The sequence below is a fragment of the Lipingzhangella rawalii genome, assembly GCF_031628175.1.
In the GTDB taxonomy this organism is placed as follows: domain Bacteria; phylum Actinomycetota; class Actinomycetes; order Streptosporangiales; family Streptosporangiaceae; genus Lipingzhangella_A; species Lipingzhangella_A rawalii.
In genome coordinates, this window is the sequence record NZ_JAVLVT010000004.1 from 272,511 (window position 1) to 286,875 (window position 14,365).

The 14,365-nt window shown below is 65.1% G+C and carries 9 protein-coding genes and 2 pseudogenes; 6 read left to right on the forward strand and 5 right to left on the reverse strand.

The genetic code is table 11. From position 1 onward, the window contains the following. Nucleotides 1–57: 57 nt before the first annotated feature. From RIF23_RS10800 to RIF23_RS10810, 3 genes are all read right to left on the reverse strand, one after another. Complete coding sequence (locus RIF23_RS10800) at nucleotides 58–1,308, reverse strand: class I SAM-dependent methyltransferase (RefSeq protein ID WP_310912342.1); 1,251 nt, start codon at nucleotides 1,306–1,308, stop codon at nucleotides 58–60. A 79-nt stretch (nucleotides 1,309–1,387) separates the two neighbouring features. Further along, complete coding sequence (gene rfbH, locus RIF23_RS10805) at nucleotides 1,388–2,689, reverse strand: lipopolysaccharide biosynthesis protein RfbH (protein ID WP_310912343.1); 1,302 nt, start codon at nucleotides 2,687–2,689, stop codon at nucleotides 1,388–1,390. A 90-nt stretch (nucleotides 2,690–2,779) separates the two neighbouring features. Next, complete coding sequence (locus RIF23_RS10810; protein ID WP_310912344.1) at nucleotides 2,780–3,751, reverse strand: Gfo/Idh/MocA family protein; 972 nt, start codon at nucleotides 3,749–3,751, stop codon at nucleotides 2,780–2,782. A gap of 797 nt (nucleotides 3,752–4,548) precedes the next feature. Between RIF23_RS10810 and RIF23_RS10815 the strand changes: the two genes are divergently transcribed. The 3 genes from RIF23_RS10815 to RIF23_RS10825 are packed head-to-tail and all read left to right on the forward strand — an operon-like array spanning nucleotide 4,549 to nucleotide 8,452. Beyond that, complete coding sequence (locus RIF23_RS10815; protein ID WP_310912345.1) at nucleotides 4,549–4,749, forward strand: hypothetical protein; 201 nt, start codon at nucleotides 4,549–4,551, stop codon at nucleotides 4,747–4,749. After that, on the forward strand, nucleotides 4,750–7,059 hold the full coding sequence (locus RIF23_RS10820; RefSeq protein ID WP_310912346.1) for a TOMM precursor leader peptide-binding protein: 2,310 nt from the start codon (nucleotides 4,750–4,752) through the stop codon (nucleotides 7,057–7,059). It abuts the gene before it with no gap. Between the two features lie 22 nt (nucleotides 7,060–7,081). Continuing rightward, a complete protein-coding gene (locus tag RIF23_RS10825; RefSeq protein ID WP_310912347.1) occupies nucleotides 7,082–8,452 on the forward strand; it encodes a nitroreductase family protein in 1,371 nt (456 codons plus the stop codon). Between the two features lie 10 nt (nucleotides 8,453–8,462). Here RIF23_RS10825 and RIF23_RS10830 read toward each other — a convergent pair whose 3' ends face one another. Then, nucleotides 8,463–9,068 (reverse strand): response regulator transcription factor, encoded by a 606-nt coding sequence (locus RIF23_RS10830; RefSeq protein ID WP_310912348.1) that lies wholly within the window; start codon nucleotides 9,066–9,068, stop codon nucleotides 8,463–8,465. A 596-nt stretch (nucleotides 9,069–9,664) separates the two neighbouring features. Here RIF23_RS10830 and RIF23_RS10835 point away from each other — a divergent pair. The 3 genes and pseudogenes from RIF23_RS10835 to RIF23_RS10845 all read left to right on the forward strand — a co-directional run. Next, nucleotides 9,665–11,149 carry a DHA2 family efflux MFS transporter permease subunit gene (locus tag RIF23_RS10835; RefSeq protein WP_310912349.1) on the forward strand — a complete coding sequence of 495 codons (1,485 nt, stop codon included), beginning with the start codon at nucleotides 9,665–9,667 and terminating at the stop codon, nucleotides 11,147–11,149. A gap of 317 nt (nucleotides 11,150–11,466) precedes the next feature. Next, nucleotides 11,467–12,624 (forward strand): annotated as a pseudogene (locus RIF23_RS10840) (endo-1,4-beta-xylanase); the annotation flags it as partial. Between the two features lie 30 nt (nucleotides 12,625–12,654). Continuing rightward, nucleotides 12,655–12,939: pseudogene (locus RIF23_RS10845) on the forward strand (cellulose binding domain-containing protein); the annotation flags it as partial. 180 nt (nucleotides 12,940–13,119) lie between these two features. Here the strand turns inward: RIF23_RS10845 and RIF23_RS10850 are convergent. Further along, nucleotides 13,120–14,346, reverse strand: coding sequence for an MFS transporter (locus tag RIF23_RS10850; protein ID WP_310912350.1), 1,227 nt, complete (start codon nucleotides 14,344–14,346; stop codon nucleotides 13,120–13,122). Nucleotides 14,347–14,365 lie beyond the last annotated feature (19 nt).

Consider the following 14,365-nt stretch of genomic DNA (forward strand, 5'->3'; position numbering starts at 1 on the left):
GGACACCAGGACAGGGGCGCCCCTGGGCCCGCACACCCAGACCGCCCGTGCCGACAGTCAGATCAGGTGCACCGTGGGAACATAGAGGATCCACCTACCTCCGGCCTCCCGGAACTCCTGCTCCTTGGCAAGAATCTCGTCGGAATGGTTCCACGCGAAGAGCAGGGCATAGTCAGGATACGGAGCGGAAAATTCATCCGAGGAGCGAACCGGTATGTGCGTTCCCGGACTGAGCCTTCCCTGCTTTTCCGGAGTACTGTCGAATATACAAGAAACCAGATCCGAGCCGATATTACAATAATTGAGAAGTGTGGAACTTTTCGCAGTGGCACCGTAGCCCACCACAGTCTTTCCTTCTGCCCGCAGATCTCGCAGTAGGCTTATCAGCTCGGAACAGGAATTTCGCGTCTCCTCGGCGAAACGTCGGTAAGTTCCGGGATCAGCAAGCCCCATCTTCTGCTCCTGACGGAGGAATTGGGCAACCGAATCCGAGGGTATTCGGACTCCGGGGCGGGCGACGGTGTAGCGCATCGATCCGCCGTGAATATCCAGGTGTTCGGCGTCGATCAACACGAATCCGAAAGTTTGCGCGATCGACTGAACCGAGCTCACTGAGAATAGGTAGAAATGTTCATCGTAGATCTGGTCAAACGCGTTTCGACTTATGATGTCGCCCAGGTAGCGGTCCTCGAACACGAAGACACCGTCCGAGGCTAGCAGGGTGTCTACTCCTCGAAATATCGAGTCGATGTAGGCGATGTGACTAAACGTGTTGGCGGAGAAGATCACGTTCGCTGGCCCTTCGGACGCGGCGATCTTCCGGGCCGACTGTTCCTCGAAGAAGTCGGTCTGTACACGGATCCCCTCGGATGCCGCGAGCTCGGCGGCCCGCACCGAGGGGTCCACCCCCAGATGCCGCACACCCGCGTCCCGCACGGTTCGGAGCATGATCCCGTCATTGCTTCCGATCTCCACGATCAGTGGGTCCCGTCCGGTAAGTTCAGTCTCCAGGAGCCGCTGAGCCACACTGTGGAAGTGGCTACGCATACGGGTCGATCCCGAAGAACGGTAGGGATAGTCCTCGTGGAACATCTGTTCCCGGGGGACCTCCTCGGTCAGTTGCACCATCGAGCATGCGACGCAGATTCCGGCAGAAAGCCGAAAGAAGAACTCCTGTCCAGCCTCATACGGCATGACGAAGGAATCGGATACCGGCTGGCGACCGAAGTCGATGAATTCTTCAACGACATCACCGCAGATCCTGCACCGCTTCCCTTCTCCGGACTCCTGATTCTCTGATCCAGCCATATCCTAACCCCTCATATTTTCAGGTGAACACATTCACTGGAAACCGACCAACGGAAGATCCGCCGGCTCATCGGGCGGATTACCCGTACTTTTCAACGAACTCGCGGATAACCGCAGCGATCTGGTCGATCAGCTCGTCGGACAGCCCGGGATAGACTCCGACCCAGAAGGTGTGTTCGGTGATGATGTCACTGTTTTTCAGGCTCCCCACGATCCGATGTGGGTGTTCCAGATAGGCAGGGTGGCGGGTCAGGTTTCCCGCAAAGAGCCGCCGGGTCCGTACCCCGTGCGCCTCCAGGAACTCCACCAGAGCGCTTCGGGAGAAGGGAGCGTCGGGCGTGACGGTAATGACGAAGCCGAACCAACTCGGCTCGCTTCCCGGAGTGGGTTCCGGCAGCACCAACCCCGGTGTGGTGTCCAGCGCCTCCCGGAGCCGGGTCCAGTTGCGCCGCCGGGCAGCAATGAAGTCCTCGATCTTGTCCAACTGAGACAGGCCCAATGCGGCCTGCATGTCGGTGGCCTTCAGGTTGTATCCGACGTGCGAGAAGATGTACTTGTGGTCGTATCCCTCGGGTAGGGTTCCCATCTGTTGTCGAAAGCGCTTGAGACAGCGGTTGTCCTCCCCCGGCTCACACCAGCAGTCCCGGCCCCAGTCGCGCATGGATTCCACGATCCGGGCGAGGATGAGGTTGTCGGTGAGGACGCACCCTCCCTCGCCCATGGCGATATGGTGGGCAGGGTAGAAACTGACGGTGGCGAGATCACCGAACGTCCCAGTCAACTTCCCCTCATAGGTCGATCCGACCGCGTCGCAGTTGTCCTCGATCAGATAGAGACCGTTGTGCTCGGCGATCTCAGCGATCTCCCGAACCTGATATGGGTTACCGAGGGTGTGCGCGATCATGATCGCCCGGGTTCGGGGGCCGATCGCTGCGGCCACCCGGTCCGGAGTGGTGTTGTAGGTACCCAACTCCACGTCCACGAACACGGGGACCATACCGTTCTGAATAATCGGATTCACCGTGGTGGGAAAACCCGCGGCCACCGTGATCACTTCGTCCCCCGGGCGCAGACGCAGATCCTCCAGTCGCGGCGAGGTCAGCGCGCTCAGCGCCAGCAGGTTTGCCGAGGAACCGGAGTTCGTGAGATGTGCTTTTCGCAGCCGATAGTATTTGGCGAACTTGCGTTCGAAGTTCCGGGAGTCGGTTCCGGCCGCGATGCGCATTTCCAGAGCCGCTTCGACCAGTGCCACCCGATCTTCCGCGGTCAGGACCGCCCCGGAAGCCATGACGTTGTCCTGGTGCGAAACGAACGGCTGGGATGAGTCCTCCGCATGGTATTCCCGTACGAAGTCGAGTAGTTTTTCCTTAGTGATTCCCATAGGTTGATGGGCGGCCCCGCCGGGTCAGGTGGAACACGGAACCGTCCTTCCTCCTCTCCTCACGTGTGGTCGGATCTGCGGTCCGGACCGTTACCGAGACAGCTCGCGTATCCGGTCAATGACTTTCGCCTGTACCCGAGTGGCCGAATCTGTTCCCGGGTTCGATCTCCTGATGTCGTCGGCAAAGAAGGAAAGACTGTTGACGAACTGGTCATCGGCCGGAACGTGCTCTTCACTCCGGCCCGCCGCATCGTCAATCCGAATAATGGGACGGTGGTCCGCCGGTGTTGTGAAGACATGGTCAACACTGAGGCGACCCGCCGAACCGAGGAACTGGTAGGTGGAGGTGTAGTGGTGGTCGAGCCCGAAGGTGCAGTGGATGGCGACCCCGTCGGACGTGCGCAGGAGAGCGGATCCGGACAGGTCAACGCCCAGGGCGGGATCGTGACGCAGCACGGCACCGGAGACCTCCATGTCAGTACCGAAAAACCGGATCGCTGCACGCACCGGATAGCCGGCGGTGTCGAGAAGCGCGCCACCCCCCAACTCCGGACAGTGGCGAATATCCCGGGCCGGTCGTGCGGGGATTGTGAAGGCCGCGTGGAAAGAGTGGATCCTGCCCAGGCTCTGTGACTCCAGCAGGGCTGCAACACGATCGTGCAGCCTGTGCCCGAGGAACATGAAGTTCTCCCGCAGTACCAGGCCGCGTTCGACCGCCAGTGCGTGGAGCGACTCCGTGTCACCCGCTCCGGTGGTCAACGGCTTCTCGGCCAGCACGTGCTTCCCCGCAGCGAGGGCCCGCTCCGTCCAGTGGGCATGCATCCCGGACGGCAGGGGAATGTAGACCGCATCGACGTGGGGGTTCTCCAGGAGCCTCTCGTAACCCTCGACGGCCTCTCCACCGAAATCCGCTGCTACCTTCTCGGCCTTGTCGAGAGTTCGGCTGGCCGAGACGGCCAGCTCCATCCCCGGCAGACGCGTAACCGCCGGTAGCACACGGCGGACGGCCACATCCGCACAGCCGAGGAGTCCGAGGCGGATCGTCCTTCGGTCCGTTCCCATAGTGCGGTGTCCTCCCATCTGGGTGGGCAGAGGCGTAGACGACCGGGCCCCTTCGGGCCTGCGCTCCACGGAATACACCCGTCCTCCTTCGGATTTCGAGGAACGGAGATGTTCCCCTCCCGCCCCGCATGGCTGTAATGAATGTCGAAAGTGAGCATCGCAGCGGGCGCGGTACGACACGAGGCCAGGAGCATCGATGTGTCAGGTCGCGCACCCCGACCAGCTCCGGACGCTCGAATTCATCCGGAACCTAGAAATCTTCTACCTCGACACGTGACGAATGCAGGTGGGGAGAGGAGATTGCACCATGAGCGGAAAACGGCGCGCCGAGTGGGACGTCCCTGATGCCCCCGCGGCACACAGGCCAGGTTTGGAGGATGTGGAAGCACACCGTGCGGATCGTGGGACGTTCCTGCGAAGTGGTGATCGGGAACCTGTTCGACCCCCAGATCGTTCATTGATGCGCTGGTAGAGCCCGGGATGATCTCCGCACCACGCCCGGGGACGCACTCCAGACACCAGGCTCCACGGGAACTCCTCGGCGCATGGGCACGAGCAGTCGTTCAACGAAAATCCAGGAAAACCAGGACATTGCGACGGAGCACCAAGACTCTGCTCGTCGATCGTCCCGGCTATCTGATGTGATCCTTCCGTTCCACCTCGACACATGGATCGATCACGCAACCAATGTGACAGGTTCACATATGGATCCATGAAGGGCACACTACAAAGTTCACTCCTTTCTGCAAATAATGGCTTCCAGCTTACTCGGAAAGTAGAGCGAAAAAGGAGCCAACATGATCCCCCCGAACGAGGTTCCCAGCCACTCCATCGACCTGCACATCGACGTCCTCGACAGTTGGTCCGCACCGGCAGAGGCGATGGTTGCCCCCACCACCATCTGCGGCGCCGCACCCCCAGAACCAACACCGGTCGACTCGGCACACACAGACTCCGTGGGCCACCGAAACCAGGGACTGGTCGGGGCGGTGGCCTGAATGGAGCCGACCAGCCTTCGGCATGATTCCGAGCTTGCGCTCGGCTTCAAACCCGGCCTACGCATCGAGACCGTCCCAGGTGAAGCCGTGTACGTGTTCTCCGAAGACGGAGTTACCGCACTGCGCGGCTCCCATGTCGAGGCCCTGGCCCCCTTCCTGAACGGGACGCGCAACCTCGACTCCCTGCAACGTTGCGCACCCGCTGGGCTATCCCCCGATGCGGTCACCGCCGTGGTCGCCGGCCTCACCGAGGCCGGCCTCCTCGGCCCCCACCCCGCTGTGTCGGTGTCGGCGTCGGTCCCCGCCGCGGCCTACTGGGAAGCTGCCGGGATTTCGCCCGAGACCGCGATCTCGGCGACCGCCACCGCCGAGGTCCAACCGATCGCCGTAGGCCAGGTAGATGCCACCGCCATGGGCGACTCCCTGACTGCCGCCGGTCTGAACAGCGGCCGGCCGCTTCAGCACCACCCCGGAACCCACCCCCCACTCTCCACATCCGCAGAGCTGTCGGTCGTGCTCTGCACGGACTATCTCGCCGCGGGACTCACCGAGATCGACGCGGCCCACCGCGACGCGGAACGGCCATGGCTGCTTGCCCGTCCCACAGGCGCCCGTCTGTGGCTCGGGCCGATCTTCCAGCCCGAGGCCACGGGGACACCGTGCTGGCACTGCCTGGCCCATCGGCTACGGATCCACCGTAGAGGCGACCTGCACGCCCAGCAGGCTCTCGGTCGCTCCGAACCAGTGGAACGCCCCTCCGTGACCATTCCCCCACTCACGGGAACCGCGATGAATATGATCGCGCTGGAAGCTGCCAAATGGATTGCCGGATACCGCAACGAGCAGCAGGGCGCCGTATGGACGCTGGACAGCCGTACCCGGGAAAGCCATCACCATGAATTTCCCGCCCGCCCCCAATGTCCCTCTTGCGGCGATCCCGCGTTCATGCGTGCCCGAGCCCATCGTCCGGTGGAGCTCCACTCCCGGCCCAAGGCCGCCGATGGCGGTGCGGGCCACCGCTCACACACGCCCCAGGAGATGATGGAACGCTACGAGCACCTGGTCAGCCCGGTAACCGGGATTGTCAAGGAACTTACGGAAGACCTCCGAGGACCCACCGAGTTCCAGTGTTTCCGTAGCGGACCCAACATGGCGGCTACCGGAACTGGCTATTCCGGCCTCCGGGCCGCGCTGCGTTCCGAAAACAGTGGGAAGGGAACATCTCCACTGCACGCCCGCGTGAGTGCGCTGTGTGAAGCCGTGGAACGGCATAGTGGCACCTTCCACGGCGATGAGGAGCGCATCCGCGGCAGCTACACCGCCCTTGCCGAGCAGGCGGTACATCCGGACACCTGTCTACTCATCGACGAGCGCCAGTACAACGAGCGGGAGCAATGGAACATCGAGCACGGTGCCTTCCAGTACCTCTGTGCCCCGTTCGATCCGGACACGGAGCTGAACTGGTCACCCCTGTGGTCGCTCACCGAGCAACGCCACCGGCTGTTGCCCACGGGAATGCTGTACTTCGGAGCCCCGGGCGGCCCCGGGGGCGTGGACTTACGGGCCGACTCCAACGGGAACGCGGCCGGATCCAGCCTGGAGGACGCGATCCTCCAGGGCTCCCTGGAACTCATCGAGAGGGACGCCGTGGCCCTGTGGTGGTACAACCGCACCCGCCAACCCGAAGTAGATCTGGCCGCGTTCGCGGATCCCTGGGTGGAGCGCATGCGGACGGTCTATGCCGGAATTGGCCGGGAGTTCTGGGTACTGGATCTCACCTCGGATCTGGGTGTTCCCGCCATGGCCGCGGTAACCCGAAACACCGAGGGAAACGAAGACGTGATGTTCGGGTTCGGGTGCCATCTCGACCCACGGGTTGCGCTGCGCCGCGCGGTCGCGGAGATGAACCAGCTCATGCCGGTGATCGTGGACGGCGTCCACGGGTGGGGGGATCCGGATGCGGCTCGCTGGTGGGCAGGTCCGGGAGCGGTGGGCGCCGATTATCTGCGTCCAGCCCCGGAGCAGCGTCCGCTCGGGCCCGGCGACTACGCCTACACACCACGCACCGACGTGACGGCGGATGTGCTCGCGCTGCGGGACCTCTTCGCCCGACAGGACCTGGAGATGCTGGTGCTCGACCAGACGCGTCCGGACATCGAGCTTCCGGTGGTCAAAGTGGTCGTCCCGGGGCTGCGGGGTTTGTGGGCCAGATTCGCACCCGGCAGGCTGTTCGATGTCCCGGTCGAACTCGGGCGCAGATCCGCGCCCACCCCCTACGACGAACTCAACCCCTTCCCCATGTTCCTGTGACCTGATCTCCAAGGCGATAGCGATGCGGCAGCACAACGGCGATTCCGGACAGCGGGACCTGCGGCCGCTACGGCTGCTCTCCCTGCTGGAGGGCACGCTCGTCGAACACATTTCCGAGAGCTCCCTCCTCGTGGCTTCCCGGTGGGGTGATTTTCGGTTGGACTCTCCGGGGGCCGACGTCCGGGAGCTGATCTCCCGCATGGCCTTGGGACCGGTCGTTCCGGACAATGCCGTTTCCCCAGCCCAGGGGCTTCATCGGGAGTGGGCCTGGGCGGAGGTCTCCTCCGTCCTCCGGGAACTGGAATGCTGTGTCGTCCACTCACTCAGTGACGGCTCCACCACGGGCCCGTTTCTCTCCGTGGAACCGGTGGCCTTCCGGGCACGGTTCGCTCTGCCCGAACGGCTCCAGGAGCGGACCGCCCGACTGTCCCAGTTCACCGTCATCCGCCTTTCGGGTGAACGCTTGTTGATGGAATCGCCGCTGGCGATGCACCGGGTCGTACTGCACCGCCCCGAGGTGTTCCAGGTTGTGGACGGGCTGACCAGCGAGGCGACCGTGGCCGATACGGCAGCCGCACTCACCAGCCTCCCACCCCGACTCGTCGTCGATACGGTGGCCTACCTCGTTGCAGCGGGAGTCGCGGTGGTTGGTGAATACGATCCCCAGGCGCAGTTGCAGTTCCTGCCGGAGGACACCGACCCCCGGCTCGAGCCATGGTCCCCGCACGACCTCCTCTTCCATACACACCGGCGACCTCGCTTGCTGGACGGCTCCGCGCTTGGCCCCCCGTCCAACCTGGCGCAGCCGCAGGACGGCCGTCAGCTCGCCCTGCCGCCCCCCGGAGGTCTGGATACGTCCCGGGAACGGCGGGGGCGGGTACGATTCCGTCCGCTGTCCGCGGCCGAGCTCAGCGAACTGCTCTCCCGAGCCTTGGCCTGTTCCGGACGAGAAGCAGGGGTGCCCTCCTCCTTCCCGGAGTCGGGCGCAGGGGTCACCCTCTACGTCACCCTGGACCGCAGTCTGGATGTGGAACGCGGCATCTACCGGTACTCCGCGGATCGGAACGAGTTGATTCTGATCAATTCGCATGAATCTGACATCGCGAAGATCCTGGACTGCGCCAAGCTCGCTTCCGGGGTCGGGCACCGCCCCGCCGCTCTGTTCACGGTTACCGCCCGGATGTCTGACGTGCCACGTCTGTTCGAGGACAGCCCCTATTCCACAGCCCTGCTGATGACCGGAGCACTCCAGGAACGACTCCGCAACGCCGCCCGTGAGCTGGAGTTGGCCGCATCGGTACTGACCAGCGGGGACACCGAGATCACGACTCAGGCTCTCGGTCTGGACGGGCTCGCTGAGACGGCCATCGGGGAATTCGGTGCCGGGGGGTGAACGACTGCACTCACACCCATCCGGACTCCTGAGCAATCCGGACCGCATCCACGCGGTTTCGGGCATTCAGTTTGGTGGTGACCGCGGTCAGGTAGTTCCGTACCGTACCTGTGGTGAGATAGAGACGGGCGGCGATGTCGGTCACATCGGCTCCGTCCGCGGCCAGACGCAGCACATCGAGCTCTCGTTCCGTCAGCGGACATTCCTCGTTGTCGAACGCGGCAAGCGCAAGTTCCCCGTCAACCACGCGCCTGCCTGCACGCACACCTCGAATCGCCTCAGCCAACTCGCCGGGAGGAGCATCTTTCATCAGAAAACCACCGACCTGCGCGGCGAAGGCTCTGCGCAGGGTGCCTGGTTTCCCCAGGCTGGTCAGGATGAGAGTGCGGGTATTCGGCGCCTTATCGTGTACCTCAGCAGCGGCGGTCAGACCGTCTTTGCCCGGAAGATCGATATCGATGATGGCGACGTCGGGACGGTGTTCGAGTACGGAGGGAAGGATCTCGTCACCGGAAACGAGTTCGGCAACGACCTCGATGTCCTCCTCCAGGTTGAGCAGGGAAACCAGAGCGCCGCGTACCATGTGCATATCCTCGGCTAGAATGACTCGGATCATGGCAGCCTGGTCAACTCCTTCTGATTCCGGCCCGGACGGCCACCGCCATATTCGTGACCGGCACTCCAGACGCTCTCCGGCCGCCAAAACTCTACCCGAGTGACCCCGCTCCCGAGTTTTGGCATGTCACCGCATCCTCCGCCGTTGCGTCCATGCGGTCAACACCGGTGATGGTCGCTTTCCACTGTGTCCGGACAGGCGCACCGAAACGTTTGAAAACGCGGCCGGCTGTATGGCTGGTGTCGCGGTAGGGCCGGCCACCTCGCACGGCCCAGACCGCCCGGAGCATCATGCAGAAGCTACGGGTGGATGGGCAGGATCCGGGCCGCCGGTGGGAGTCGCCCCGCCTGTGCGCAGGCGAGCATTACAGCGCAGTCGCGAGACCGCCGGGCATCACCACGGGCCAGGTGGGACGGAGCACGGCAGGGCATGCCGACCAGAGGATTCCGGTACGGCCCCGCGCCGCCCGGTGCGGACACACCAGGACCGGAAATTTCGGATGAGTCACGCCGCTTATACCGATACGTTGACCACGGCCGCACGGCCACTGTTGTTGTGCCCGACTCCCCAACCGTCCCCTGTGTGAGGTACTGCCCGTGCCCGAGAGCGCGTCTGGATCCCTGACATCGGACGAGCCAGTCACCCAACCAAAATCCGGTCTCCTGATCGGAGTGCTGGTGGTGTCGGCGTTCGTCATGATCCTGAACGAGACCATCCTGGGCGTCGCCCTGCGCGACCTCAGTGTCGAACTGGACGTCACCACCACGACAGTGCAGTGGCTGACCAGTGGTTTCCTGCTGACAATGGCGGTGGTCATCCCGATCACCGGGTTCCTGCTGGAGCGCTACACTCCCCGTCAGCTCTTCCTGGCGGCGTTGACCTTGTTCCTGCTCGGCACGACGGTCTGCGCCCTGGCACCCGGTTTCGCGGTGCTGCTGGCGGGACGGGTGATCCAGGCGGGTGGCACGGCCGTGATGATTCCGCTGCTGATGACCTCGGTGATGCGGCTGGTTCCCGCCGAGCGGCGCGGGACCACGATGGGGACGATCACGATCGTCATCGCCGTGGCGCCCGCGATCGGCCCCACGATCGGTGGCGGGCTGCTGGCAGTGCTGGGTTGGCGCTGGATGTTCGTCACCGTACTGCCGCTGGCCCTGGCGGCACTGGTGATCGGCCTGGTGTGGCTGCACATGGACCGCGTGACCCGTCGAGTGCCGCTGGACGTGGGCTCGGTGCTGCTCTCGGCGCTCGGCTTCGGGGCGCTGCTCTACGGCCTGTCCACGATCGGGGAGTCCGAAGGCGGGGAGCACCTGGTTCCCCCGTGGTTGCCGCTGGTGGTTGGGCTCGCCGGGATCGCGGTATTCGTGTGGCGCCAGCTGCGACTCCAGCGGGATGATCGGGCACTGTTGGATCTCCGCCCGTTTACCCGGCGCCGTTTCGTCGTGGGTGTGATCCTGATGGCGTTGCTGTTCATGTGCCTGCTGGGGGCGGGGGCGGTCCTCCTCCCGCTGTTCTTGCAGATCGTTCTGGGAACCAACGCCTTTGTGGCCGGTTTGGCGATGCTGCCCGGTGGGTTGCTGCTGGGACTGATGGGACGCCCGGTAGGGCGACTGTATGACCGGTTCGGGGCTCGCCCCCTGGTGATTCCCGGTGCGGTGGCCCTGGCGGCGTCCATGTGGCTGTTCGCCAGCCTTGGGTCCGACTCGTCGGTGGTCGCGGCCATCGCGATTCACCTCGTGCTCATGGCGGGACTGGGATTCATGATGACGCCGCTGATGACGGACTCGCTGAGTGCCCTGCCCGACCAGCTCTACTCCCATGGCAGCGCGATCCTCACCACTCTCCAGCAGATTGCCGGTGCCTTGGGGATCGCGCTGTTCGTCAGTGTCTCGGCGCTGGGCAGCGTGACCTATACCGGCACGCCCGATGATGCCGGGCTGCGTGCGGCGTTCATGGCGGCGGGCGTGGTGGGCGTGCTCGCGGTCCTGACCGCCCTCACCACCCGCCGCCGGCCAGCCAGCTCCGCGCCCGCCGAGGACGCGCCGGGCCGGGAGGCCTCGGGTGCGGCAGGCGCACACTGATCAGGCACGCCCGGGGCCACACCCCGACGCTTGGACGACGCGCTGATGCTGCCTAGGGCTAGGACCCGCACCTTCAGGTCATCCAATGACCCCAGCAGCCATCATCATCTTTCCGAAATTTTTCGATAGAAGATGACCGGGACATCCGGCCTCAGAAGCCAGGAATGCCGAGTTCATAGCGGTGCTAACGGCATCGTTCTCCCGCAGAGCGCCTACCAGGTCTTGACGTGAGGTGCGACACACCCTAGCCTCGTCCCTCAAGATTTCCGGAATATTTCGGAAACTTTGGTTGGTCATAGAGAGACTGGAGTCCCCCGATGCAAGCACTCCGCTTCGCCACCGCGGCGCTGGCCGCCGTGGCCGTGACCGTGCCCCTCGCGGCCCCCGCAGCCGCCAACCCACCCGAGGGCCAGAGCGCCGCCCCGCACTCCAACGCCGTCAACGAACGCCTCCGGGAACTCGCCCCGGACGGCATGGTGATCGGAAACGTCGCCGCCGGCGGCGGGCACCACACCGACGAGGACTACCCGGACCCGTTCACGCACGACCAGCAGTACCGCACCAGCCTGGCCCAGCAGTTCAACTCGGTCACCGCCGAGAACCAGATGAAGTGGGACCACCTGCGTCCCAGCCAGGACACCTACGACTTCGACGACGCCGACGCCATCGTGGACTTCGCCGAGGACAACGGTCAGGACCTCCGGGGCCACACCCTCCTGTGGCACAGCCAGAACCCGGACTGGCTGGAGGACGGCGACTTCACCGACGAGGAACTACGCACCATCCTCCAGGACCACATCGACACCGTGGTCGGCCGCTACGCCGGACAGATCGACCAGTGGGACGTCGCCAACGAGATCTTCCACGAGGATGGCCAGCTCCGCACCGAGGACAACATCTGGATCCGCGAGCTCGGTCCGGACATCATCGCTGACGCCTTCCACTGGGCCCACGAGGCCGACCCCTCGGCCGAGCTGTTCCTGAACGACTACAACGTGGAGGGCATCAACGCCAAGAGCGACGCCTACTACGACCTTGCCCAGGACCTGCTCGCCGACGGTGTCCCCGTGCACGGCTTCGGCGCCCAGACCCATCTGAGCATCGAGTACGGCTTCCCCGGCGACCTCCAGGACAACCTGCAACGCTTCGACGACCTGGGGCTGGCCACCGCCGTCACCGAGATCGACGTCCGGATGGAGCTGCCCGCCGACGGCCAACCCACGGATGACCAGCTAGCCCAGCAGGCCGACTACTACGAGCAGGCCCTCGACGCCTGCCTGGGCGTGGCCGGCTGCACCTCCTTCACCATCTGGGGCATCACCGACCAGTACTCCTGGGTCCCCAACACCTTCGAGGGTGAGGGCGCGGCCACGATCAAGACCGACGACTACGAGCGCAAGCCCGCGTTCTTCGCCCTGCGCGAGGCCCTCGGTGGCGCGGGCGACCCCGGCAACGGCGACGACCCCGGTAACGGCGACGACCCGGGAGCCACGGAGTGCAGCTACTCCGTGACCGGCAGCTGGGGCCATGGATTCCAGGGCGAGGTGGAGATCACCAACACCGGGGACAGCCCCACCTCCGCATGGACCGCCACCTGGACCTTCCCGGATGACCAGACCATCAGCCAGCTGTGGAACGGCGACTACGAGCAGTCCGGCGCCCAGGTCACCGTGCACAACGCCGGCCACAACGGAGAGCTCGCCCCCGGAGCGTCCACCACGTTCGGCTTTGTCGCCGACGGCGCCGGGGACGGCTCCGAGCCCAGCGACCTGGACTGCACTCTGACCTGACCCCACGTCTCCTCCCCCTGGGCCCGAGCGTCTCCCCTCCCCAGCTCGGGCCCTTTCCCATGCCGGAGGGATGGGAAAGGGACGCTATCGCGGCTCGGGGGCTCCCTCCAGGCCATCGGGGGCAGGGACGGCCGCTCAATGCAACACCCGGCCGATGGGGGAGCAGGAAGGCGGGTACGGTCACCGGGGCCGGGGTGGCGCCTCCACGTGGCGGAACGCGCGGGCGGTGTAGAGCGCGACCAGCAGCGCCGTGGCGGCCAACAGCACAAACCCCCAGGTATAGGCGCCGGTGGCCTGGTAGATCACCCCCATCACCAGGGGTGGGAAGTAGCCCCCCAGGCCGCCGGCCGCGCCGACCAGACCGGTGACCGTGCCCACCCGGGAAGGCTCCACAAGCTTCGCGACCAGTGCGAACACCCCGCCGGTGCCCAAGCCCAGAAACAGGGCCATCAGCACGAAGCTCACCCCCGCGGGCAACTCCGCCGGCGGCTGGAAAGCCAGCACCAGAGCCAGCACGCACGTGCCCACGAACGAGACCAGACACACCCACACCGGGCCGATCCGGTCGGACAGGATGCCGCCGAGCGGACGGGCCACCACGGCGGCCACCGCGAACCCGGCGGTACGCAGCCCCGCCTCGGTCTGTGCGAATTCGTAGGCGGTGTGCAACAGCGTGGGCAGATAGGTCGAGAAGGCCACGAACCCCCCGAACACCAGGGCGTACAGTGCGACCATCTGCCAGGTCACCGGAAGCCGGAGAGCCGAACGCATCCGCGGCAGCGCCGGCTCCCTGCTGGGCCGCCAGGCGGGAGCGTCCCGGCTGGCCAGCCACATCACCACCCCCATGGCCGCGAGCACGGCTGCCATCACCAAATGCGTGCCCAGCAGCCCGAACTGCTCCACCAGCCGTGGGGTCAGGAACGCCGACAGCGCCGTGCCCCCCATGCCCGCACCGAACACACCGGTGGCCATACCGCGCCGACTGGGCGCGTGCCAGGCGTTCACAAACGGAATCCCGACGGCGAAGGAGGTGCCGGCAACACCGAGGAAGAAGCCCCACAGCACCAGCAGGGCATAGGAATCTCCGGACAGGCCCACCAGCAGTGTCGGCACGATGCTCACCAGGCAGATCACGGTGAACATGACCCGACCGCCGTAGCGGTCGGTCAGTGCGCCCACCGGGATCCGGCCGAGTGAACCCACCAGCACCGGAACAGCCACCAGCAGCGAGGTCTGGGTGGGGCTCAGGTCCAGCCGGTCACTGTAGGTCTGGGACAGGGGGGCGATGAGGTTCCACGCCCAGAACGTCAGCGCGAACGCGGCCGTGGCCAGGGCGAGATTACGCCCGGCGCCACGCCGGATGGCCGCCTCGGCGGTGGCGTCACCCTCGGGAGCGCTGCTGCTCATCCGGATGTCCTTTCGATGT

Bases quoted from the DNA above. Each gene is read 5' to 3' on its own strand.
- RIF23_RS10825 (WP_310912347.1), top strand. From the start codon at position 7,082: ATGCGGCAGCACAACGGCGATTCCGGACAGCGGGACCTGCGGCCGCTA.
- RIF23_RS10820 (WP_310912346.1), top strand. From the start codon at position 4,750: ATGGAGCCGACCAGCCTTCGGCATGATTCCGAGCTTGCGCTCGGCTTC.
- RIF23_RS10830 (WP_310912348.1), bottom strand. From the start codon at position 9,068: ATGATCCGAGTCATTCTAGCCGAGGATATGCACATGGTACGCGGCGCT.
- RIF23_RS10810 (WP_310912344.1), bottom strand. From the start codon at position 3,751: ATGGGAACGGACCGAAGGACGATCCGCCTCGGACTCCTCGGCTGTGCG.
- rfbH (WP_310912343.1), bottom strand. From the start codon at position 2,689: ATGGGAATCACTAAGGAAAAACTACTCGACTTCGTACGGGAATACCAT.
- RIF23_RS10850 (WP_310912350.1), bottom strand. From the start codon at position 14,346: ATGAGCAGCAGCGCTCCCGAGGGTGACGCCACCGCCGAGGCGGCCATC.
- RIF23_RS10800 (WP_310912342.1), bottom strand. From the start codon at position 1,308: ATGGCTGGATCAGAGAATCAGGAGTCCGGAGAAGGGAAGCGGTGCAGG.
- RIF23_RS10815 (WP_310912345.1), top strand. From the start codon at position 4,549: ATGATCCCCCCGAACGAGGTTCCCAGCCACTCCATCGACCTGCACATC.